We start from the raw sequence: 21,299 nt of genomic DNA, 5'->3' as shown, positions 1-21,299 counted from the left end.
TGAGCCGGCGACGGAGGTCGTGGCTGAGGCTGAGCCGGTGGCAGAGGTCGTGGCTGAGCCGGCGACGGAGGTCGTGGCTGAGGCTGAGCCGGTGGCAGAGGTCGTGGCTGAGCCGGCGACGGAGGTCGTGGCTGAGGCTGAGCCGGTGGCCGAAGTCGCGGCGGAGCCTGAGCCGGTGCAGGAGGCTGAGCCCGAGCCGGTGGCCGAAGTCGTGGCTGAGCCGGTAGCCGAGGTCGCGACTGAGCCGGTGACCGAGCCCGTGGCGGAGCCTGCGCCGGTGGCCGAGCCGGTGGCAGAGGTGAAGCCCGAGCCGGTGGCGGAGGCCGAGCCGGTGGCAGAGGTTGTGGCTGAGCCGGTCGCCGAGGTCGTGGCTGAGCCGGTGATCGAGGTGGAGCCGGAGCCCCTGGCTGAGGTCGACCCCGAGCCGGTCGTAGAGGCGGTGTCGGAGGCGGTCGTGGAGGCCGAGCCCGAGCCGGTCGTAGAGGCCGTCTCCGAGGCGGAGGCTGTCGGCGAGCCTGAGCCCGTGGCTGAGACCGCCCCGGAGCCGGCGGCCGCCGATGGCGGGGACGCCCCACAGGGGCCACCCGCAGTCGACGACGAAAGCAGCACGGGTGGTGCGGGTGGGAACGAAATCGCCGCCGAAGGCGAAGCCGAGGCGGTGGCCGAGGTGAAGCCGGAGCCCGCGGCCGAGGTCGAGCCCGAGCCCGCCGAGGAGGCCGAGCTCACCCCCGCCACCCCCCTCACCCGCGTGAAGTCCCGCACCCCCTCCCTCACCACCGCCTACAAGGCCGCCGCCACCACCCTCAAGAAGACCGACCTCACCGGCACCCGAGCAAAGCTCTACCTCGTGCTCGACCGCTCCGCGAGCATGCGCGCGTACTACAAGGACGGCTCCGCCCAGGCCCTCGCCGACCAGACCCTCGCCCTCGCCGCCCACCTCGACCCCGAGGCCACGGTCCACGTCGTCTTCTTCTCCACGGAGGTCGACGGCACCACCGACCTCACCCTCGCCCCGGACCACGAGACCAAGATCGACGACGTCCACGCCGGCCTCGGCCGCATGGGCCGTACCAGCTACCACGCCGCCGTGGACGCCGTACTCACCCACCACGAGAAGAACGCGGCCCCCGCCACCCCCGCCCTGGTGATCTTCCAGACGGACGGCGCCCCCGACGCGAAGACCCCCGCCACCCAGTCCCTCACCGAAGCCGCGAAGAACCACCCCACCGTGTTCTTCTCCTTCGTCGCCTTCGGTGAGCACGACAACAAGGCCTTCGACTACCTCCGCAAACTGAAGACCGACAACACGTCCTTCTTCCACGCGGGCCCGACCCCCCGTGAGCTGACGGACACGGAGCTGTACGAGGGCGTCCTCGCGAACTGGCGCCCGTAACCCCTCGTAACTCTCCGCACACCCCGCCCCACCCCCGTGCCGCCCGCTTCTCATCCCGTAAAACGGGAAGCGGGCGGCATACACACGTCGGCTACGATTTCAAGGTTCGTACACGTAGCGACCTGGGAGCAGCCCGCGATGGCTCGACACCTCATGACCAGCGCCCTTCCGTACATCAACGGGATCAAGCACCTGGGCAACATGGTGGGGTCCATGCTCCCTGCGGACGTGTATTCCCGGTACCTCCGCCAGCGCGGCCACGACGTCCTGTACATCTGCGCGACGGACGAGCACGGCACCCCCGCCGAGCTGGCCGCCAAGGAGCAGGGCCTCCCGGTGGCCGAGTTCTGCGCCCAGGCGCACGACGCCCAGAAGGCGGTCTACGACGGCTTCGCGCTGGCGTTCGACTATTTCGGCCGCAGCTCCAGCCCGGAGAACCGCGAGATCACCCAGCACTTCGCCCGCCGGCTGAACGAGAACGGCTTCATCGAAGAGCGCGCGATCCGCCAGGTCTACTCGCCCACCGACGGCCGTTTCCTGCCGGACCGCTACGTCGAGGGCACCTGCCCCCACTGCGGCTACGACAAGGCCCGCGGCGACCAGTGCGAGAACTGCACCCGGGTCCTGGACCCGACCGACCTGATCAACCCGCGCTCCGCGATCTCCGGCTCCACGAACCTGGAGGTCCGCGAGACCAAGCACCTCTTCCTCCTCCAGTCCAAGCTGCAGCACGAGGTCGAGGAGTGGGTCTCCCGGCACGAGGAGGACTGGCCTCAGCTCGCCTCCTCCATCGCCCGCAAGTGGCTGAACGAGGGCCTGCACGACCGCGCGATCACCCGTGACCTGGACTGGGGCGTCCCGGTCCCGGCGGACACCTGGCCCGAGCTGGCGGCCGAGGGCAAGGTCTTCTACGTCTGGTTCGACGCCCCGATCGAGTACATCGGCGCGACGAAGGAATGGTCCGACCAGGACCCGGAGAACCGCGACTGGAAGTCCTGGTGGTACGACGTCGACACCGACGTCCGCTACACGGAGTTCATGGCGAAGGACAACGTCCCCTTCCACACGGTGATGTTCCCGGCCACCGAGCTGGGCGTGCGCGAACCGTGGAAGAAGGTCGACTACGTCAAGGCCTTCAACTGGCTGACGTACTACGGCGGCAAGTTCTCCACCTCGCAGAAGCGGGGCGTCTTCACCGACCAGGCCCTGGAGATCCTCCCCGCCGACTACTGGCGCTACTTCCTGATCGCCAACGCCCCGGAGTCGGACGACTCGTCCTTCACCTGGGAGCACTTCACCGCCACGGTGAACAAGGACCTCGCCGACACCCTCGGCAACTTCGTCAACCGCGTCCTGTCCTTCTCCCGCAAGCGCTTCGGCGACGACGTGCCCGCCGGCGGCGAGCCGGGCGAGGCGGAGGCCCGCCTCGGCGAGGAGATCGCGTCCCTCCTCGCGGAGTACGAGTCGCACATGGAGACCCTCCAGTTCCGCAAGGCGGCCGCCGCCCTGCGCGCCCTGTGGTCGGCCGGCAACTCCTACCTGGAGGAGAAGGCCCCCTGGCTGGAGATCAAGACCGACAAGGACGCCGCCGCCCTGACGCTGCGTACGGCGATGAACCTGATCCACCTCTACTCGGTGGTCTCGGAGCCCTTCATCCCGGCGACGGCGAAGACCATGCGTGAGGCGTTCTCCCTGGAGAACGACACCGCGGCCTGGGCCACCCCGGAGACGGCGAAGGCCCTCGCCTCCGTCCCCGCCGGCACCCCCTTCACGGTCCCGCCGGTCCTCTTCGCCAAGCTGACGGACGAGGACCTGGAGACGTACAAGGAGCGCTTCGGCGGCGACCCCGCCTGAGTCACGGTCAACGGGAAGGGCCCCGGCGCGGGATGCGCCGGGGTCCTTCCCGTGCCCGGACCTCGTCCCGTCCGGGCATCGGCTCACTTGACCAAGTAGCCGCCGAAGGCGCGGTACTTGGCCGTCAGCCCGACCGTCTTCGGGCCGATGGAGACGACCCCGCTGGTGGTCAGGCCGGCGCTGCCGGACTTGAAGTACCAGACGTTGCCCTCAGTGATGTTCTCGGAACGCGTACCAACGGCGAGTTCACTACGTCCGTCCCCGTTCATGTCGACCAGGGAGATCTGCGTGCCGAACATGTCGTACGGCTCGTTGACGCCCGGCACCCCGGCGGTGTTCTGGTGCCAGGACACCGAGCCGGTGCCGGTCAGGCCCTTGGACGACCCGCGCAGCACGGTCACCGCGCCCGTCGTCCTGACCCCGGAGATGCTCTCCTGCATCACTCCGATCGCGATGTCGCCGTAGCCGTCCCCGTTGAAGTCGGCCTTCTTGCCGGTCGCCGGTGCCTTGGAGTTCGGCACGGCACAGGCGGGACCGCCCGCGCCCAGGACGGCCGTGCCCACCGACACGACGGTGGCGGTTGCCAGCACGGCCAGTCTCCGAACTCTGTGCATACGTCCGTCCTTTCCTCCTGCGTCAGTCCGGGGACATCTGCCGTTCAGATCAGGGCTGCGCCACAGGAGACAGACGGAGGATGCGAACGGTTGTACGACGTGGCCGGGCTACTTCAGGACGCCCGCGCCCGTCGTGGTGGCCAGCTCGGTCGGCAGGTTCTTCGCCGACGTCTCCAGGCCCGCGGTGAGCGCCGGCGTCCAGTTCACCGTCGTCCTGATCTTCTTGGACGAGGCGGCGTTGTAGGCGGCGACGAGGTCGGTGGCGGTGCCGTTGACGAGGTTGCCGCCGCCGGCCACCGAGCCGGTGCCGTCGCCGCTCAGCAGCTTGGAGATCTTCTGGGAGGCGGAGGTCCTCCAGTAGTTGTTCTCGGCCACGACCTGGGCCTTCGCCCGGGAGTTGATGCTGTACTGCACGACGTAGCCGTTCAGCGTGGGCGTGTCGTAGACGTTGTTGTAGAGGTGGATCTGACCGATGCGGGCCAGCGGCGCCCGCTGGACGATCCCCTTCCACACGTTGTGGTGGATGGACACCCGCAGCTTGCCGGTGCTGTCCTTGTCGCTGCTGCCGATCAGCATCGTCTTGTCGTGGTTGGTGAACTGGTTGCGCTCGACGGTCACCAGGTCCGAGCCCTTGGTGATGTCGAGGGCGCCGTCGTGGATCTGGTACTCGCGGCCGTAGTACTTCGGGTTGGCGCCGTCGAGGTGGGGCGCGTCGGTGAACGTGTTGTGGTCGGCCCAGACGTGGCTCGCGCCGCGCAGGGTCACGGAGTCGTACTGCGAGTTCCAGTTGCCGTCGTCGCCGTCCGTCGGGTCCCACTGCGGGAAGCAGTCCTCGGTCGCGGAGAAGGCGAGGTTGCGGACGATGACGTTGTCCACGTTCTGGATCTGCAGCATGCCGCCCGTGATCCCGGCATTCGTGCCCGGCACGCCCACGATGCTGGTGTTGGCGGGCACCTTGAAGACGATGTTCTTCGCCTGCTTGGCCTGGGCGGCGGCGCGGGCCTTCTCCTGGGTACCGGAGGGCAGCTTGGAGCGGCCGTAGGTGGCCGGGTCGTAGGCCTTGAGGTAGGCGGACAGCGAGTAGCCGGTGCCCGCCGCGTAGTCGGCGCAGCTCACCTTCTTCCCGCTGTCGTCGGTGTTGGCGTCGATGGCGCCCTTGACCTTGATGATCCGGGGCGTGGTGTCGGAGGCCGACCCCAGCGCCTTCACCAGCTGCGCCCTGGTGGAGACGGTGAGGGTGTGCGCGGAGTCGGCCTTCGCGCCGCCGGTCGTCCCCGTGCCGGAGGCGGCCCAGCCGTCCTTGCCGGGCAGCGTCCGGTGGTACAGGTCGGCGGCGGTGGCGTTCGCGTTCATCACGAACACACCGGCGCCGACACCCGCGGCCACGACTGCGGCGGACACGGCGAGGGTGCGCCGCTTACGGAGGGACCGGCGGTGGGAGGGAGCTGCCACGGAGGAGTCCTTAGGGTCTGCTGAAGATGCCTTACGACCCCTCAGTGGCCGCCGCTCCCATGGAAGTTGCCGCGCCGCACACATTTCCTTCCGGCTAGGCCAGGTGACCGAGCGCCAGCGCACCGGCCACGGGCGCGGCGTAGACGAGCGGAAACGGAACGTGCGAGTACCAACGGGCCCGAGCCACGGTGACGGCGGCGCCGAGGAAGTACACCACCAGCCCGATCCCCGCCAGCACCCCGATGACCGGCACGAACAACCCCACCACGAGCCCCACGGCCCCGGCGGCCTTGGCCACCCCCAGCATGGTCCACCACCCCCGCGGCACCCGGTAGTCGGTGAGCGCCTGCACGATCCACTGCGCCCGCATGAGCAGCACGGCCCCGGAGAACCCGGCCATCAGCGCGGCGAGCAGGGTGACGACGACGTAGGCGATATGCATGAGAGGCTCCCAACGAGCGATCACTGAGTGACGGACACCCCTCTGTCTCGCGTCGTCGCGCGAGTGTGACAGGAAGCCAGAAAAATCTTCCCGTGAACATCCCCGAATCCCACCGCCGGCTCCTCGCGGATGTCGTCTCGGTCGGCAGCCCGTACGTCCTCGTCCTCGCCGGCGGATACGCCCTCCAGGCGCATGGTCTGCTGCAGCGCCCGCATGCCAATCTCGACTTCGCCACCGAGAGTCCCGAGGCCATGGACCGGATCGCGGGCGCCGTCGGTGCGGCGCTGGAGGCGCGGGGCAGGCAGGTGCGGGCCGGGGCCGGGACCGTGCTCACCGCGCAGCTGACGGTCACCGACCCGTCGAGCGGTGAGCCGTGCGTCCTCGCGCTGCACAAGGAGGCCTTCTGGCAGCCACCGCAGCTCACCGACCACGGCCCCGCCCTCTCCCTGGAGGACGCCGTCGGTACGAAGATCCGCGCCCTCTACGACCGGGGCGCGGCCGTCGACCTGATCGACGCCCAGGCGGCGGCGACCCGTTTCTCCCTCCCCGACCTGGAGGAACTCGGCCGCCGCCACGCCCACGATCCCTTCGACCTGCCCGCCCTCCAGTCCCGCCTCACCGGCACGGACTTCTACTCCGACGCGGACTTCATGCGGTACGGCCTGGACGAGGCCGCCATCACCGCCCTGCGTGCCTGGGCCCAGCACTGGTCCGACGACATCGCCGAGCGGCTGCTGGAGGACGGCGCGTCCCCCGACCCGGAGGACGGCTGACTCAGCTGCCGTCGCTCGTCCTGTCCGGGGCCACGCCGAGGGTGAGATGGGCGCGCACACCTCGGGCGATGTGCTTCTTGTCGTACTTCAGGTACAGCAGGCCGCCCGCGTGGCCGTCGCCCGGGTAGATCGTGTCCTCGTCGAGCGTGGTGCGGCTCGTGGTGTTGGTGGAGTACGGCGCCACGTCCTCCGTCAGCAGCACCGCCTTCTCGGCGAAGAACAGCTGGCCGGTGTGGCAGGTGTGGCCGCCCTCGTAGCCGGCGTCGGTCCACGTCCCGTCCACATGCACCTTGACGTGGATGTGCACACAGCGGCCCTGGTACCAGCCGGGGAAGACCGTCCGGAAGGTGACGTGACCGTGCCTGTCCGTGCGCCAGGTACCACGCAGGTAGCGCTTGTCGTCGGTGGGCTCCTGGTGTCCGCCGCCCGGGATGCCGGACGGCGGCGCCCCGGTGGGTGTGCCGGTCGGCGTACCCGTGGGCGTGCCGGTCGGCGCCGGGCCGCCGCCCCCGCCACCGCCGCTGCCCATCGCCTCGTACCCGGAGTAGACGCCCACGGCGTTGCAGTGCCAGATGTCGACCGCCGCGTCCTTCAGCGGCTTGCAGGTCTCCGCGTCGATCACCTTGAGCGTGAGCGCGAGGGGGATGCCCTCCTCGTCCTCCGTGACGTCCTGCCGGATCTTGTCGGCATCGATGTAGTAGGGGCCTTCGACCAGCTCCGAGGTGAGCGTGTAGCAGGCGTCTCCGGAGGTCTCTTCCTGCGCCGAGGCGTTCACGGCCAGGGCGCCGCCGACCCCCGCCGCCGTCACGGCCACGCCGCCGGCCGCCAGCACCGTACGACGCGTCAACCGGCCTTTGTCTCGCAGCACTTCCTGAGTGTCCGTCATGGCCAGGAACGGTAGAAGCCGGAATCCCCGCGGGAACATCGGAAAGAGCTGTGAATCGAGGTGCACAAGCGGAAGGGCTCGAAACCGACGCCGGTTTCGAGCCCTTCCTGCCGATCTTGCCGAACCGTGCCTTACTTCGGCTGCGGCTTCCGGATGTTCAGGTGCAGCTCCCGAAGGCGGGTCTCGTCCAGCTCGGTCGGGGCGCCCATCATCAGGTCCTGGGCGTTGCCGTTGAGCGGGAAGGCGATCGTCTCGCGGATGTTGGGCTCGTCCGCCAGGAGCATGACGATGCGGTCCACGCCGGGGGCGATGCCGCCGTGCGGCGGGGCGCCGAAGCGGAAGGCGCGGAGCATGCCCGCGAACTTCTCCTCGACGGTGTCCCGGTCGTAGCCCGCGATCTCGAAGGCCTTGAGCATGATCTCCGGCTCGTGGTTCCGGATCGCGCCCGAGGACAGCTCGACGCCGTTGCAGACGATGTCGTACTGCCAGCCCAGGATGTCCAGCGGGTCCTGGGTCTCCAGGGCCTCCAGACCGCCCTGCGGCATCGAGAAGGGGTTGTGGGAGAAGTCGATCCCGCCGGTCTCCTCGTCCTTCTCGTACATCGGGAAGTCGACGATCCAGCAGAAGCGGAAGACGCCCTCCTCGAAGTGGCCCGCGCGACGGGCCGCCTCGACGCGGACCGCGCCCATGATCTTGGAGACCTCGTCGAACTCGCCCGCGCCGAAGAAGACCGCGTGGCCGGGGGCCAGCGACAGACGCTTGGTCAGCTCCGCGACGTTGTCCTCGGTGAGGAACTTCGCGATCGGGCCGGAGAGCGAGCCGTCCTCGGCCACGCGCACCCAGGCCAGGCCCTTGGCGCCCTGCTCGACGGCGTACTCACCGAGCTGGTCGAAGAACTTGCGGGGCTGCGCGGAGACGTCCGGCACCGGCAGTGCGCGCACGTGCTTGCCCGCGAACGCCTTGAACTCCGAGCCCTCGAAGACATCGGTGATGTCCACCAGCTCCAGCTTGGCGCGCAGGTCCGGCTTGTCGGAGCCGTACTTCAGCATCGCCTCGCGGAACGGGATACGCGGGAAGGGGGAGGTGACGTGGCGGCCGTTGCCGAACTCCTCGAAGAGTTCGGTCATCAGCTTCTCGACCGGCTGGAAGATGTCCTCCTGCTCGACGAAGGACATCTCGATGTCGAGCTGGTAGAACTCGCCCGGCGAACGGTCCGCGCGGGCGTCCTCGTCGCGGAAGCAGGGCGCGATCTGGAAGTAGCGGTCGAAGCCGGAGATCATCAGCAGCTGCTTGAACTGCTGCGGCGCCTGCGGCAGCGCGTAGAACTTGCCCGGGTGCACACGGGAGGGGACCACGTAGTCACGGGCGCCCTCGGGGGAGGTGGCGGACAGGATCGGCGTCGCCATCTCGTTGAAGCCCATCGCCGCCATCTTGTGCCGCATCGCGGAGATCACGGCCGTACGCAGCATGATGTTGCGATGCATGCGCTCGCGGCGCAGGTCCAGGAAGCGGTACTCCAGGCGCCGCTCCTCGTTGACCCCGTCCTCGGCGTTGATCGTGAAGGGCAGCGGGGCGGCCGCGCCGAGCAGCTCGACCTCGGTGACCTCGACCTCGATCTCGCCGGTGGGCAGGTCGGGGTTCACGTTCTCGGTTCCACGTGAAACAACCTGGCCGTCGACGCGGACCGTGGACTCCTTGGAGATCTTGTCCAGGGTCTCGTACGCGGGCGTGCCGGGACGGGCCACCAGCTGCGTGATGCCGTGATGGTCGCGCAGATCGATGAAGAGGATGCCGCCCAGGTCGCGCCGATTGTGCAGCCAGCCACTCAGCCGGACGTCGGTGCCGACGTCAGAGGCGCGGAGCTGGCCGCAGGTGTGGGACCTGTACCGATGCATCGTCGTTCATCGTCCTTCGTGGTGGGGTGATGAGTGCCGGGGCTGCCGCCTCGGCCGGAACGGGCACGGGGCCCGGACCCATCAAGGGTACCGGGCACGCAAAGATCGGCTCCCCACCATTTCTCCGGCCCACCGGCCCGGATTCCCCCGCCCGTCTTCGGCGGCACCTCCAAAGCACCGGCTCCACGCTCTCGGCGGCACCTCCAAGAATAAATACCGCCAATCGGGTCTTCTTACAGTGGCGCCCACGGATAAGATCTTCATAAATTGGGGCAATGCGCACAGGCGAGCCCCTACCGTCCGTAGGTGACGTCCTCGCCGCTCTCGCAACGGGGCTGTGGCACTGGGACACGGCAGCCGGACTGGTGACAGTCGACGCGGAGGCGGCGCGGCTGCTTGGGCTGCCCGCGGAGCCGACCACCCTCACCGAGGCCCAGACCCGGGCCCGCCTTCATCCGGTCGACTGGAACGAGATCACCGGGGTGGTGCAGCTGGCGGCCGCCGAGGGCACGCTCGCCGAGGTGCGCATCCGGATCATGGACGAGCAGGGGCGTGTCCTACGGGTCGTACGCAGCCGGTCGAAGCCGTCCTTTGACGCTGTCCGACGGGTCTACGAGCTGACCGGCACGCTCCAGGAGGTCACCGAGCCGACCCCGGGCACACCGGCGGCCCGCAGCGCGGTCACCGGGGACTGGCGGCGCTCCCGTGAGGCGTTCCTGCTGGACGCGGGCCGGGCGCTGGCCGAGGCGCGGTCGACGCAGGAGGTGCTGCGGGTCGCGGCCGGGCTGTCCATGCCCGGGTTCTCCCCCGACGGGCTCGCGGTGTTCGGCGTGCAGGGCGACCGGCTGACGATCATCGGCCACCACGGGCACCAGCCCGGCGACGACGGCCCTTTCTCCCATATGTCCCTGGCCACCGACTACCCGGCCGCCGAGGTCGTCCGCACCGGCCGGGCCGTCTATCTCTCCTCTCCCGGCGAGTACAAGGGGCGCTACCCGGTCACCTGGCCGCTGGCCGAGAAGTTCGGCCGCAGCTCGTGGGCGTTCCTGCCGCTGACGGCGGCCGGCCGCACGATGGGCGCCTGGATGGCGGCCTTCACGTACCCGGTGGCCTTCACGCCCGACGAGCGTGCCGTCCTGACCACGGTCGCCCGGATGCTCGCCCAGGCCCTGTCCCGGGCCGGCGCCGCCGACTCCCGGCGGGAGCTGGCGGAGGGCCTGCAGCGCTCCATGCTGCCCTCGCTGGGCCCGGAGATCCCCGGGATGCGCCTGGCCGCCCGCTACATCCCGACCGGCGGCGGGCTCCAGGTCGGCGGGGACTGGTACGACATGATCCCGCTGCCCGGGGGCACCTCCCGGACGAGGTCCGGCGCCGGGCGGTTCGCGCTGGTCATGGGGGACGTCCAGGGGCATGACGTCCGCGCGGCGGGCCTCATGGGCCAGCTCCGGATCGCGCTGCGCGCCTACGCCTCCGAGGGGCACCGCCCGGACGCCGTACTCACCCGCGCCTCCCGCTTCCTGCACGGCATCACCCAGGACGAGCACATGACCGACGCGCGGTTCGCGACCTGCCTGTACGTGGAGGCCGACCCGGCGACCGGGACGCTGGAGATCGCCCGTGCCGGGCACCCGGACCCGGCGATCCGGATGGCCGACGGGACGGTGATGATGCGGCCGACCGCGGGCGGGCTGCCGCTGGGCATCGACCCGGACGGCGACTACCCGACGACCCGGTTCACGCTCCAGCCCGGCGAGACGATGATGATCTGCACCGACGGTCTGATCGAGACCGGCGGGCACGACATGGAGAGCGGCTGGCGGCGCATCCGCGGGATCCTGGAGGACCATCACGGGAACCTGGAGTCGCTGGCCGAAGCGCTGGTGCAGGGCGTGCACGGGCCGTCCTCGCACCACACCACCGGACCGCTGGCCGACCGCCGCGAGGACGACATCGCGGTGCTGCTGCTGTGCCGGCCGGGAGCCGGCTGCGGCGACACCGTGATCGTGCGCCCGACGGTGCGGCGCACGCTGCTGTCGGTGGCGCAGGACGAGCCCGAGCGGATCGCCGAGGCCCGCCAGCACCTGCGCGAGCTGCTGCACGACTGGGTGTCGCAGGAGCAGGTGGACTCCGCGGTGCTGCTGGTCTCCGAGATGGTCACCAACGTCCTCGTCCACACCGACGCCGACGCGCTGCTGCTCGCCGAGGCCACCGGGGAGCAGGGCGGGCGCCGGCTGCGGGTGGAGGTCACGGACACCGGCGACGACCTCCCGCACAAGCGCCGGCCCGGGGAACTGGCCTCCTCCGGCCGCGGCCTGGTCCTGACCGAGCTGCTCGCGCACGCGTGGGGGGTGGACCCGCGGGGCGAGGGCAAGACCATCTGGTTCGAGTTCTACGAGTCCGACGGCTCGGGAACGCCGTAGCGCTCACGGAGTTCCGCCGCGACCCCGAAGGCGGCCGCGATCAGCGGTACCGAGAGCAGCATGCCGAGGATGCCCGCGACGGACGCCCCGGCGGTGATCGCCAGCATCACCACCGCCGGATGCATCTGCACGGTCCGACTCTGGATGGCCGGCTGGAGCACGTGCCCCTCCAGCACCTGCACCCCGACCACGACGCCGAGCGCCCACAGCGCGATGACGAAACCGCGGTCGGCGAGGGCGACGAGCACGGCCACCGAGCCGGACAGGAAGGCGCCCAGGTAGGGGATGTAGGCGGTGACGAAGACGAGTGCGGCAAGGCCGACCGCGCCGGGCACCTGGAGGATCAGCAGGCCGATGCCGATGCAGATCGCGTCGATGAGGGCGATGAGGGTCGTACCGCGCATGAACCCCTCCACGGCCTCGAAGGCGCGCCGGGCCATGGCCTCCAGGATGTCGGCGGTGTTCCCGGGGGCGAGGGTCCGCAGCGCTCCGACCGCACGGTGGGAGTCGCGCAGGAAGAAGAAGACGAGCAGCAGGGCGAGGACGGCCATGGCGATGCTCTCGCCGACCACGCTGACCCCGCTGATGACGTTGGAGGCCGCGGTGCCGCCGAACCTGCTGAGCAGCTTGCGGGAGTTGGCGGCGAGGTCGTCGAGGCCGGTGCCGGCGGCGCCGAAGTGCTGTGCGACGGACTTGGCGGCGGCCCGGAGCGAGGCGATGATCTGGTCGCCGGTGTCGATGAGGGCGGCGACGACGATGTAGACGGCGCCGCCGACGACGGCGACCACGGCGACGCAGGTCAGGCCGGCCGCGAGCGACCGGTGCAGGCCCGCTGTCACCATGCGGCGGTACAGCGGGCCCAGCAGCGCGGTTCCGAGCAGGGCGAGGAGCACCGGGATGACGGCGGTACGGAACTCCGCGCAGAGCCTCACCCCGACCCAGGCGACCGCGGCGACGAGGAGCAGCACGACGCACCAGGCGGCGAGGCGGCGGACGGGGTCGGGCAGCAACGGCACGTTCCCAGGCGACCACACGCCCTGCGGGCCGTCCTGTCGGGCGGGCCGCCCGGGTGACGGCACGTCGCCCGCGACGCCATGAGCGGCCGCCCCTTCACGGGGCGGCCGCTCATGGTGCGCGCGGTGGCCGGCCGTGGTGTGTGCGGCGGCCGGCCAGGCGCTGCCGGAGCTTCCTCAGCCGAGGAGGCCGCCGAGGAGACCACCGAGGAGGCCGTGGAGGAGGCAACCGAGGCCGAGGAGACCGCAATCGACGGTCTCGTTGCCGTCGCCGCCGGCGACGACCGTGGCCGCGCTCTGCTGGGCGACGGCTGTCTGTGCCTGGGCGGGGGCGGCCAGGGTGACGCCGCCGACGGTGAGGAGGGCGGTTGCCGCGGTGCACGCCATGAACCTGCGGATGCTGCTCATATGTGACTCCTGAACTGGTCTGTGTGCGAGTTCGCTACCGAGAGCGACCACTCATGCGCGCCGTGGAACAGTCGCGCAATTGCGACGCTAGGGGCCCGCTTGGCGTGATGCCTTCCGGACCTAGTCCATCCGTGTCGGCGCGCCGCCTTGCGCCTCGCACACGAAAAGCCCCGTCCAGCACCCGGACGGGGCTTTCTCGCAGCCGGACGACGGGGCTTACAGCCCGCCCTCGGTCATGCCGTGCACCGCCGGGATCGTGCCCAGGCGGCCCTTCTGGAAGTCCTCGAAGGCCTGCATCAGCTCGTCCTTGGTGTTCATGACGAACGGGCCGTAGTGGGCCATGGGTTCACGGATGGGCCGGCCGCCGAGGAGGACGACCTCCAGGTCCGGGGTGTGCGCGTCCTGCTTCTCGTCCGCGCGGACGGTCAGCGCGGAGCCGTCGCCGAAGACCGCGGTCTGGCCCAGGTGGATCGGGCGCCGTTCGGCGCCAACCGCGCCGCGGCCCGCCAGGACGTAGGCGAGGCCGTTGAAGTCCTCGCGCCAGGGCAGGGTGATCTCGGCGCCCGGGGCGAGGGTCGCGTGGATCATCGTGATGGGTGTGTGCGTGACGCCGGGGCCCTGGTGGCCGTCCAGCTCACCCGCGATGACCCTGAGCAGCGCGCCGCCGTCCGGGGACGTCAGCAGCTGAACGTTGCCGCCGCGGATGTCCTGGTAGCGCGGGGCCATCATCTTGTCCGCGGCGGGGAGGTTCACCCACAGCTGCAGGCCGTGGAAGAGGCCGCCGGACATGACCAGGGACTCCGGCGGAGCCTCGATGTGGAGCAGGCCCGAGCCCGCCGTCATCCACTGGGTGTCGCCGTTGGTGATGGTGCCGCCACCGCCGTTGGAGTCCTGGTGGTCGAAGATCCCGTCGATGATGTACGTCACCGTCTCGAAGCCCCGGTGAGGGTGCCACGGCGTGCCCTTGGGCTCGCCCGGTGCGTACTCCACCTCGCCCATCTGGTCCATCATGATGAACGGGTCGAGATGACGGTAGTTGATCCCCGCGAACGCCCGGCGCACCGGGAAGCCCTCGCCCTCGAAACCGCTCGGTGCGGTCGTGACGGCCAGCACGGGACGTGCCACCGCGTCGGCGGGTGCGGTCACGCGGGGCAGCGTCAGCGGGTTCTCGACGGTCACTGCAGGCATGGTCGGTACCTCCTTGGTACGCCCACTTTAGTTGAGCGTTGAACTTTCTGCCACCCAGAACACAGAGAGCCCGGAGGGCATTCCCTCCGGGCCGTCCGCCCCCAGCAGGGGGTCAGTTGCTGACGTGCAGGTACTTCCACGCGCCGTACGTCGTCGAGCCGATCCTCGCCGTCCTGCAGTGCTGGGCGACGGAGCCGAAGAGGACCGCGAGCGCCGTCGCGGCCGAGGTGCTGCGCCTACGCACAGTGATGAACCCCCCACAAGAGTCCCGGAGGCGCCGGGAGATCGAGAGCGCCGCACGACGCCCGGACGCGACCGCCGGGAGAGCGGCGACGCACGGGGGGCGGCTGCCCGGGACACCCTATGGCATGCCCGCGACAAACAGGGGGGGACGCTTCCTCCTCGGAGGAGGCGCAGCAACGGCGTCTAGCCGTACATCCGCCGCATCGCGAAGTCGACCATCTGCTCGACCGCCTTGGCGTCGAACACCATGCGGTGCTCGCCCTCCATGTCCAGCACGAAGCCGTAGCCGGTCGGGAGGAGGTCGATGACCTCCGCGCCCGTGATCACGAAGTACTTGGACTCCTTGCCCGCGTACCGGCGCAGCTCCTTGAGCGAGGTGAACATCGGGATCACCGGCTGCTGGGTGTTGTGCAGGGCGAGGAAGCCCGGAGTGTCACCGCGCGGGCAGTACACCTTCGACGTGGCGAAGATCTGCTGGAAGTCCTCGGCGGACATCTGCCCGGTGGTGAAGGCGCGCACCGCGTCCGCCAGCGAGGGCGGGGACGGTTCGGGGTACAGCGGCGGCTGCTGGCCGTAGCCGCCGACACCGCCCGGCATCTGCTGCTGCGGCTGGGCGTACCCCTGCTGGGCACCCAGGTTCTGGTCGTAGCCGTACATGGACCAAAGCGTACTGAGTCACAGATGACCGGTTCGGGGTTGCTTCTTATTACCGACGGGTAGCATCATCGTAGCTACTTGTTGGTACGTGAACCAGATGCGAGGAGCCAGTGCCTCGCCGAGTCCTATACGGAGCCGTCACCATGGGGCACTACAAGTCCAATCTCCGCGACATCGAGTTCAACCTCTTCGAGGTGCTCGGCCGCGACAAGCTCTACGGCACCGGTCCGTTCGAGGAGATGGACACCGAGACCGCCAAGAGCGTCCTCGAGGAGCTGACCCGCCTCGCCGAGAACGAGCTGGCCGAGTCCTTCGCCGACGCCGACCGCAACCCGCCGGTCTTCGACCCCGCGACGAACACCGCACCGGTCCCGGCGTCCTTCAAGAAGAGCTACAAGGCCTTCATGGACTCGGAGTACTGGCGGCTCGGCCTGCCCGAGGAGATCGGCGGCACCACCTCCCCGCGCTCCCTGATCTGGGCGTACGCGGAGCTGCTGCTCGGCTCCAACCCGGCGGTGTGGATGTACGCCTCCGGCCCGGCCTTCGCCGGCATCCTCTTCGACGAGGGCAACGACGTACAGAAGAAGATCGCCCAGATCGCCGTCGAGAAGACCTGGGGCTCCACCATGGTCCTCACCGAGCCGGACGCCGGCTCGGACGTGGGCGCCGGCCGCACCAAGGCCGTCCAGCAGGAGGACGGCTCCTGGCACATCGAGGGCGTGAAGCGCTTCATCACGTCCGGTGAGCACGACATGGAGGAGAACATCCTCCACTACGTCCTCGCCCGCCCGGAGGGCCACGGCCCCGGCACCAAGGGCCTGTCCCTCTTCCTCGTCCCGAAGTACCTCTTCGACTTCGAGACCGGCGAGCTGGGCGAGCGCAACGGCGTGTACGCGACGAACGTCGAGCACAAGATGGGCCTGAAGGCCTCCAACACCTGCGAGATGACCTTCGGCGACCAGCACCCCGCCAAGGGCTGGCTGATCGGCGACAAGCACGACGGCATCCGCCAGATGTTCCGCATCATCGAGTTCGCCCGCATGATGGTCGGCACGAAGGCGATCTCCACGCTGTCGACCGGTTACCTCAACGCGCTCGAGTACGCCAAGGAGCGCGTCCAGGGTCCGGACCTCGCCAAGTTCATGGACAAGACCGCGCCCAAGGTCACCATCACGCACCACCCGGACGTGCGCCGCTCGCTGATGACGCAGAAGGCGTACGCGGAGGGCATGCGCGCGCTGGTGCTCTACACGGCCTCCATCCAGGACGAGATCCAGGTCAAGGAGGCCGCGGGCGAGGACATCACCGCGCTGGAGGCCCTGAACGACCTGCTCCTGCCGATCGTCAAGGGCTACGGCTCCGAGAAGGGCTACGAGCAGCTCGCCCAGTCGCTGCAGACCTTCGGCGGCTCCGGCTTCCTGCAGGAGTACCCGATCGAGCAGTACATCCGCGACGCCAAGATCGACACCCTGTACGAGGGCACGACCGCGATCCAGGGCCAGGACTTCTTCTTCCGGAAGATCGTCCGCAACCAGGGCGCGGCCCTCAACTCCCTCGCCGAGGACATCAAGAAGTTCCTGGCGCTCGGCACGGGCGGCGAGGAGCTGGCCGGCGCCCGCGAGCACCTCGCGAAGGCCGCCGTCGAGCTGGAGGCCATCGTCGGCCTGATGCTGACCGACCTCGCCGCCACCGAGCAGGACGTCAAGAACATCTACAAGGTGGGCCTGAACACCACCCGCCTGCTGATGGCCTCCGGTGACGTGGTCGTCGGCTACCTGCTGCTCAAGGGCGCGGCGGTCGCCGCCGAGAAGCTGGAGACCGCCTCCGCCAAGGACGTGGCGTTCTACACGGGCAAGATCGCGGCGGCGAAGTTCTTCGCGGCCAACGTCCTGCCGGGCGTCACCCTGGCCCGCAAGATCTCGGAGACCGTCGAGCTGGACCTGATGGAGCTGGACGAGGCCGCGTTCTGAGAAACCGGCTCCACAGGCACCGGAACCGGTTCCGCTCGAGCGTCGAGGGCCGGTTCCGCATCCACTGATCGCAGCCGTGGGCCCGCTCCCTTCAAGGGGGGCGGGCCCACGCACGTCGTTAAGGTAAGCCCCATGAGCGCATCAGCCCGCTTCGATCGCGGCCACACCGACGACCTGATGTCCTTCCTGGCGGCGAGCCCGTCGCCGTACCACGCCGTGGCGAACACCGCCGAGCGGCTGGAGAAGGCAGGCTTCCGGCAGGTCGCCGAGACGGACGCCTGGGACGAGTCGAGCGGCGGCCGGTACGTGCTGCGTGGCGGTGCGATCGTCGCCTGGTACGTCCCCGAAGGCGCCCAGCCGCACACGCCGTACCGGATCATCGGCGCGCACACCGACTCGCCCAACCTGCGGGTCAAGCCGCGGCCGGACAGCGGGGCGCACGGCTGGCGGCAGGTCGCGGTGGAGATCTACGGCGGCCCGCTGCTGAACTCCTGGCTCGACCGGGACCTGGGCCTGGCCGGCCGGCTGACCCTGCGCGACGGCACCGAGGTCCTGGTCGACGTGGACCGGCCGCTGCTGCGGGTGCCCCAGCTCGCCATCCACCTGGACCGCTCGGTGGCCTCGGAGGGCCTCAAGCTCGACAAGCAGCGCCATCTGCAGCCGGTATGGGGTCTCGGCGACGATCTGCGCGACGGCGACCTGATCGCCTTCCTGGAGGCGGAGGCGGGTCTCACGGCGGGCTCGGTGGCCGGCTGGGACCTGATGACGTACCCGGTGGAGGCGCCCGCCTACCTCGGCCGGGACCGTGAGCTGGTCGCCGGGCCCCGGATGGACAACCTGCTGTCGGTGCACGCGGGCGCGGCCGCCCTGGCGTCCGCCGCGACCTCCGGCGCCGCGCTCACCCACATCCCCGTGCTGGCCGCCTTCGACCACGAGGAGAACGGCTCGCAGTCGGACACCGGCGCGGACGGCCCGCTGCTCGGCACGGTGCTGGAGCGCTCGGTGTTCGCGCGCGGCGGGTCGTACGAGGACCGGGCCCGCTCCTTCGCCGGCACGGTCTGCCTGTCCTCCGACACGGGCCACGCCGTCCACCCCAACTACGCGGAGCGGCACGACCCGACGCACCACCCGCGCGTCAACGGCGGCCCGATCCTCAAGGTCAACGTCAACAACCGCTACGCCACGGACGGTTCGGGCCGGGCGGTGTTCGCCGCCGCATGCGAGAAGGCGGGCGTGCCGGTGCAGAGCTTCGTCTCCAACAACTCGATGCCCTGCGGCACCACCATCGGCCCGATCACCGCGGCCCGGCACGGCATCCGGACCGTCGACATCGGCGTGGCGATCCTGTCGATGCACAGCGTCCGCGAACTGTGCGGCGCCGACGATCCGTTCCACCTGGCGAACGCACTGACAGCGTTCCTGGAGGGGTAGTCGGGGCACGGCCGGGTACCCGACCGGCACCGGAGATTCCGGAACCGGAAGGGGAGGCGGGGTCTCATGGGGCTCGGCGGGTAGATCACGTCCAGCCGGAGGGTGTCACCCGGTGTCGACAGCGCTCTCGGCGCGCGCCCTCAGTCCTGGCGGACCACGTCCGTGCCGGGGCCGCCGGAGAGCGTGTCCCTGCCCGCGCCGCCGTACAGCTTGTCGTTCCCGCTGTTGCCGTACAGCCTGTCGTTGCCGCTGTTGCCGTACAGGGCGTCGTTGCCCTTGCCGCCGTACAGCGTGTCGGCGCCGGATCCGCCGGATACCGTGTCCCTGCCGTCGTCGCCGGACAGGTACTGGGCTCCGGCGCCGCCGCGCAGCACGTCGTCGCCCCTGCCGCCCTGCACGATGTTGTCGCCGCCGCTCGCGTTGATCGTGTCGTTGCCGTCACCGCCCCAGGCGAGGCCCAGCTTGCCCACCGTGAGGCTGTCGTTGCCCGCGTCGCCCGAGACGTAGGCGCCGTCGAGGCGGCCGGAGTCGGTCGCCTTGTCGTTGCCGGCGCCCAGCGAGATCTCGGCGTAGGAGTAGACCTGGTCGGTGGCGTTCTCGTACGCGACCGTGTCGTTGCGGTCGCCGAGGTCCATGACCAGGGCGGCGTACGGGTCCTGGCTGTCCACGCTGGTGACGGTGCACGCGACCTTCGTACGGTCCGCGCTGTCGGGGTGGGCGCAGTCGTGGCCCACGCCGATCGGGACGACGTCGTCGATCACGTAGGTGATGCCCGTGCGGTCCGCGGTGAGCGACGCGGTGACGGTGGCCTTGTTGGTCTGGCCGGCGGCGGCCTTGTAGGTGAGCTGCCAGTCGTACTGGTTGACCGCGGCGGTGGCCGACGACGCCGCGGCGCCGGCGGTCCCGGCCAGGGTGAGCGGAACGGCCAGGGCCGTACCGAGGACCAGCGTCGCCGCCGAGACGGCGCGGGTCATCCGGCGGCGGACGGGACGAGCGGGCATGGGGAAACCTCCGAGACGAGCCTGCAGAGCCGTGCGCTGACGCAACGTCCGACTCGGGGCTCACCTCTTTGGTTGGGCAACTCCCTTATCCACACGGGAAGTTCACCCATCGGACACCCCTCGGTCCGGTGGATTCCGGTGCCCGTTCGGGTGAGGGCGTGGCCCGTCGTCGCGTCCACTCCTTCTTCCGCCCTCCTTCCACCGTTCTTCCGCCCTCCTTCCGGCTCCGTGATGATGCCGCCGCGCCGGGGAACGGTTAGCGCATGAGACTCCTCGTACGCGACCGGCTCCTCGGTATCGGTGACGACTACTGGATCGAGGACGAGCACGGCCGGAAGGTGTTCCTCGTCGACGGCAAGGCGATGCGGCTGCGGGACACCTTCGAGCTGAAGGACGCCCACGGGCGCGTCCTGGTCGACATCCACCAGAGAATGTTCGCCCTGCGCGGCACGATGGTGATCGAACGGGACGGCGAAGGCCTGGCCACCATCAAGCGCAAACGTCTGTCCCTGCTGCGCAACCACTACCGGGTGGCCCTGGTCGACGGCACCGAACTGGACGTCAGCGGCAGGATCCTCGACCACGAGTTCGCCGTCGAGTACGACGGCGAACTCCTCGCGGTGATCTCCCGCCGCCGGCTGCACCTGAGGGACACCTACGGCGTCGACATCGTGCGCGAGGACGCGGACCCGGCGCTGCTGATCGCGGTGGCCGTGTGCGTGATCCACCTGGCGCAGAAGGAGCGGGAGGACGACTAGGGGGTGTCCGAGGGTCCGAGATATCCCGGTATGCGGGATATCTGGGTGTCCGGGGCATCCGGGGCGTCCGGGTCCTCGTTCAGCGGCGCGGCGGGTCCAGGCCCAGCATCCGGTCCTTGAGGGCCGGGAACTGCTCGCGGGTGGCCGCCACCTTAGCCGGGTCGAAGTCGACCGTGAGGACCTCCTCGCCGGCCCCCGCCTCGGCGAGCACCTCTCCCCACGGATCCACCACGATCGAGTGACCGGCCTGCGGAACTCCGGCGTGTGTCCCGGCCGTTCCACACGCGAGCACGAACGCCTGGTTCTCCACCGCCCGCGCCTGAGCCAGCAGCGTCCAGTGCGCGCGTCGCCGCTCGGGCCAGCCCGCCGGGATCACCAGCGTCTCGGCGCCGGCGTCGACGAGGGAGCGGAAGAGTTCGGGGAAACGGAGGTCGTAGCAGGTGGCCATGCCGAGGGTGGTCCCGGGCAGGCGGACCGTCACCAGGTCCCGCCCGGCGCCCATCAGCACGGCCTCGCCCTTGTCGAAGCCGAAGCGATGGATCTTGCGGTAGGCCGCGGCCAGATCACCGGAGGGGGAGAAGACGAGAGAGGTGTTGTAGAGGGGGCCCTCTGGGTCACGTTCCGGGACGGAGCCGGCGTGCAGCCACACGCCCGCGTCGCTCGCCGCCTTGGCCATCGCCTCGTACGTCGGGCCGTCGAGCGGCTCGGCCTGCGGGCCGAACTCCTCGTAGGCGAAGGCACCGGTGGTCCACAACTCGGGCAGAACCACCAGGTCGGACCCGGCCTGCTCCCGGACCAGCGCGGCCACCCGCCGCCGTCGGGAAGCCACCGATTCGCCCTCTTCCACGGCGATCTGGATCAGCGAGGCGCGCACACTACCACCGTCCTGGCATTCGAGTCG

General features: G+C 70.0%; 19 protein-coding genes. 7 read left to right on the top strand and 12 right to left on the bottom strand.

What is annotated here, in order from left to right; all coding sequences use genetic code 11:
- The first annotated feature begins 19 nt into the window (after nucleotides 1-19).
- Nucleotides 20-1,393, top strand: a complete 1,374-nt coding sequence (locus ABZ471_RS04955) for a VWA domain-containing protein (RefSeq protein ID WP_359062697.1) — start codon at nucleotides 20-22, stop codon at nucleotides 1,391-1,393.
- Nucleotides 1,394-1,531: 138 nt separating this feature from the next.
- On the top strand, nucleotides 1,532-3,247 hold the full coding sequence (gene metG, locus ABZ471_RS04950) for a methionine--tRNA ligase (RefSeq protein WP_359062491.1): 1,716 nt from the start codon (nucleotides 1,532-1,534) through the stop codon (nucleotides 3,245-3,247).
- Between the two features lie 83 nt (nucleotides 3,248-3,330).
- Here the strand turns inward: metG and ABZ471_RS04945 are convergent, their stop codons facing one another.
- The 3 genes from ABZ471_RS04945 to ABZ471_RS04935 form a co-directional block, all read right to left on the bottom strand.
- Nucleotides 3,331-3,861 (bottom strand): FG-GAP repeat protein, encoded by a 531-nt coding sequence (locus ABZ471_RS04945; RefSeq protein WP_359062489.1) that lies wholly within the window; start codon nucleotides 3,859-3,861, stop codon nucleotides 3,331-3,333.
- A 108-nt stretch (nucleotides 3,862-3,969) separates the two neighbouring features.
- Nucleotides 3,970-5,313, bottom strand: a complete 1,344-nt coding sequence (locus ABZ471_RS04940) for a polysaccharide lyase family 1 protein (RefSeq protein WP_359062487.1) — start codon at nucleotides 5,311-5,313, stop codon at nucleotides 3,970-3,972.
- Nucleotides 5,314-5,407: 94 nt separating this feature from the next.
- Nucleotides 5,408-5,755 carry a DoxX family protein gene (locus ABZ471_RS04935; protein ID WP_359062485.1) on the bottom strand — a complete coding sequence of 116 codons (348 nt, stop codon included), beginning with the start codon at nucleotides 5,753-5,755 and terminating at the stop codon, nucleotides 5,408-5,410.
- A gap of 92 nt (nucleotides 5,756-5,847) precedes the next feature.
- Between ABZ471_RS04935 and ABZ471_RS04930 the strand changes: the two genes are divergently transcribed.
- The gene (locus ABZ471_RS04930) at nucleotides 5,848-6,528 is read left to right on the top strand and encodes a nucleotidyl transferase AbiEii/AbiGii toxin family protein (RefSeq protein ID WP_359062483.1); all 681 of its coding nucleotides are present in this window, start codon (nucleotides 5,848-5,850) and stop codon (nucleotides 6,526-6,528) included.
- A gap of 1 nt (nucleotide 6,529) precedes the next feature.
- Here the strand turns inward: ABZ471_RS04930 and ABZ471_RS04925 are convergent, their stop codons facing one another.
- Complete coding sequence (locus ABZ471_RS04925) at nucleotides 6,530-7,414, bottom strand: intradiol ring-cleavage dioxygenase (RefSeq protein WP_359062481.1); 885 nt, start codon at nucleotides 7,412-7,414, stop codon at nucleotides 6,530-6,532.
- A gap of 131 nt (nucleotides 7,415-7,545) precedes the next feature.
- On the bottom strand, nucleotides 7,546-9,309 hold the full coding sequence (gene aspS, locus ABZ471_RS04920; RefSeq protein WP_359062479.1) for an aspartate--tRNA ligase: 1,764 nt from the start codon (nucleotides 9,307-9,309) through the stop codon (nucleotides 7,546-7,548).
- Nucleotides 9,310-9,584: 275 nt separating this feature from the next.
- On the opposite strand from aspS, the gene ABZ471_RS04915 reads away from it, so the two are divergent.
- Entirely contained in the window at nucleotides 9,585-11,729 is a 2,145-nt protein-coding gene (locus tag ABZ471_RS04915) for a SpoIIE family protein phosphatase (protein ID WP_359062477.1), read from the top strand.
- On the opposite strand, the gene ABZ471_RS04910 is transcribed toward ABZ471_RS04915, so the two are convergent.
- The 5 genes from ABZ471_RS04910 to ABZ471_RS04890 all read right to left on the bottom strand — a co-directional run bounded on the left by ABZ471_RS04910 (nucleotide 11,699) and on the right by ABZ471_RS04890 (nucleotide 15,238).
- On the bottom strand, nucleotides 11,699-12,745 hold the full coding sequence (locus ABZ471_RS04910; RefSeq protein ID WP_359062475.1) for an AI-2E family transporter: 1,047 nt from the start codon (nucleotides 12,743-12,745) through the stop codon (nucleotides 11,699-11,701). The genes ABZ471_RS04915 and ABZ471_RS04910 overlap by 31 nt on opposite strands.
- A gap of 174 nt (nucleotides 12,746-12,919) precedes the next feature.
- Nucleotides 12,920-13,150: a hypothetical protein gene (locus tag ABZ471_RS04905; RefSeq protein ID WP_359062473.1), complete on the bottom strand. Its 231-nt coding sequence runs from the start codon at nucleotides 13,148-13,150 to the stop codon at nucleotides 12,920-12,922.
- A 216-nt stretch (nucleotides 13,151-13,366) separates the two neighbouring features.
- Nucleotides 13,367-14,338, bottom strand: coding sequence for a pirin family protein (locus ABZ471_RS04900; RefSeq protein ID WP_359062471.1), 972 nt, complete (start codon nucleotides 14,336-14,338; stop codon nucleotides 13,367-13,369).
- 112 nt (nucleotides 14,339-14,450) lie between these two features.
- Nucleotides 14,451-14,582: a hypothetical protein gene (locus ABZ471_RS04895; RefSeq protein ID WP_359062469.1), complete on the bottom strand. Its 132-nt coding sequence runs from the start codon at nucleotides 14,580-14,582 to the stop codon at nucleotides 14,451-14,453.
- Nucleotides 14,583-14,764: 182 nt separating this feature from the next.
- Nucleotides 14,765-15,238 carry an SseB family protein gene (locus tag ABZ471_RS04890; protein ID WP_359062467.1) on the bottom strand — a complete coding sequence of 158 codons (474 nt, stop codon included), beginning with the start codon at nucleotides 15,236-15,238 and terminating at the stop codon, nucleotides 14,765-14,767.
- A 143-nt stretch (nucleotides 15,239-15,381) separates the two neighbouring features.
- On the opposite strand from ABZ471_RS04890, the gene ABZ471_RS04885 reads away from it, so the two are divergent.
- Both ABZ471_RS04885 and ABZ471_RS04880 read left to right on the top strand, forming a co-directional pair.
- The gene (locus ABZ471_RS04885) at nucleotides 15,382-17,208 is read left to right on the top strand and encodes an acyl-CoA dehydrogenase (protein WP_359062465.1); all 1,827 of its coding nucleotides are present in this window, start codon (nucleotides 15,382-15,384) and stop codon (nucleotides 17,206-17,208) included.
- 132 nt (nucleotides 17,209-17,340) lie between these two features.
- Entirely contained in the window at nucleotides 17,341-18,639 is a 1,299-nt protein-coding gene (locus ABZ471_RS04880; RefSeq protein ID WP_359062463.1) for a M18 family aminopeptidase, read from the top strand.
- A 140-nt stretch (nucleotides 18,640-18,779) separates the two neighbouring features.
- On the opposite strand, the gene ABZ471_RS04875 is transcribed toward ABZ471_RS04880, so the two are convergent.
- Nucleotides 18,780-19,640 carry a calcium-binding protein gene (locus ABZ471_RS04875; RefSeq protein WP_359062461.1) on the bottom strand — a complete coding sequence of 287 codons (861 nt, stop codon included), beginning with the start codon at nucleotides 19,638-19,640 and terminating at the stop codon, nucleotides 18,780-18,782.
- Nucleotides 19,641-19,903: 263 nt separating this feature from the next.
- Between ABZ471_RS04875 and ABZ471_RS04870 the strand changes: the two genes are divergently transcribed.
- Nucleotides 19,904-20,398 carry an LURP-one-related family protein gene (locus tag ABZ471_RS04870; protein WP_359062459.1) on the top strand — a complete coding sequence of 165 codons (495 nt, stop codon included), beginning with the start codon at nucleotides 19,904-19,906 and terminating at the stop codon, nucleotides 20,396-20,398.
- A gap of 79 nt (nucleotides 20,399-20,477) precedes the next feature.
- Here ABZ471_RS04870 and ABZ471_RS04865 read toward each other — a convergent pair whose 3' ends face one another.
- Nucleotides 20,478-21,272, bottom strand: coding sequence for a carbon-nitrogen family hydrolase (locus ABZ471_RS04865; RefSeq protein WP_359062457.1), 795 nt, complete (start codon nucleotides 21,270-21,272; stop codon nucleotides 20,478-20,480).
- Between the last annotated feature and the right edge of the window lie 27 nt (nucleotides 21,273-21,299).

This window comes from Streptomyces sp. NPDC005728, from assembly GCF_040630895.1.
Lineage (GTDB): Bacteria > Actinomycetota > Actinomycetes > Streptomycetales > Streptomycetaceae > Streptomyces.
The sequence above is the reverse complement of the archived record's forward strand: the minus strand, read 5'-3'. Positions and strand labels throughout refer to the sequence as shown.

What these genes read in the sequence shown, in the direction of transcription:
- ABZ471_RS04870 (WP_359062459.1), top strand. Translation starts at nt 19,904, where the DNA reads ATGAGACTCCTCGTACGCGACCGGCTCCTCGGTATCGGTGACGACTAC.
- ABZ471_RS04905 (WP_359062473.1), bottom strand. Translation starts at nt 13,150, where the DNA reads ATGAGCAGCATCCGCAGGTTCATGGCGTGCACCGCGGCAACCGCCCTC.
- aspS (WP_359062479.1), bottom strand. Translation starts at nt 9,309, where the DNA reads ATGCATCGGTACAGGTCCCACACCTGCGGCCAGCTCCGCGCCTCTGAC.
- metG (WP_359062491.1), top strand. Translation starts at nt 1,532, where the DNA reads ATGGCTCGACACCTCATGACCAGCGCCCTTCCGTACATCAACGGGATC.
- ABZ471_RS04900 (WP_359062471.1), bottom strand. Translation starts at nt 14,338, where the DNA reads ATGCCTGCAGTGACCGTCGAGAACCCGCTGACGCTGCCCCGCGTGACC.
- ABZ471_RS04890 (WP_359062467.1), bottom strand. Translation starts at nt 15,238, where the DNA reads ATGTACGGCTACGACCAGAACCTGGGTGCCCAGCAGGGGTACGCCCAG.
- ABZ471_RS04935 (WP_359062485.1), bottom strand. Translation starts at nt 5,755, where the DNA reads ATGCATATCGCCTACGTCGTCGTCACCCTGCTCGCCGCGCTGATGGCC.
- ABZ471_RS04945 (WP_359062489.1), bottom strand. Translation starts at nt 3,861, where the DNA reads ATGCACAGAGTTCGGAGACTGGCCGTGCTGGCAACCGCCACCGTCGTG.
- ABZ471_RS04925 (WP_359062481.1), bottom strand. Translation starts at nt 7,414, where the DNA reads ATGACGGACACTCAGGAAGTGCTGCGAGACAAAGGCCGGTTGACGCGT.
- ABZ471_RS04875 (WP_359062461.1), bottom strand. Translation starts at nt 19,640, where the DNA reads ATGCCCGCTCGTCCCGTCCGCCGCCGGATGACCCGCGCCGTCTCGGCG.
- ABZ471_RS04880 (WP_359062463.1), top strand. Translation starts at nt 17,341, where the DNA reads ATGAGCGCATCAGCCCGCTTCGATCGCGGCCACACCGACGACCTGATG.
- ABZ471_RS04885 (WP_359062465.1), top strand. Translation starts at nt 15,382, where the DNA reads ATGGGGCACTACAAGTCCAATCTCCGCGACATCGAGTTCAACCTCTTC.
- ABZ471_RS04915 (WP_359062477.1), top strand. Translation starts at nt 9,585, where the DNA reads ATGCGCACAGGCGAGCCCCTACCGTCCGTAGGTGACGTCCTCGCCGCT.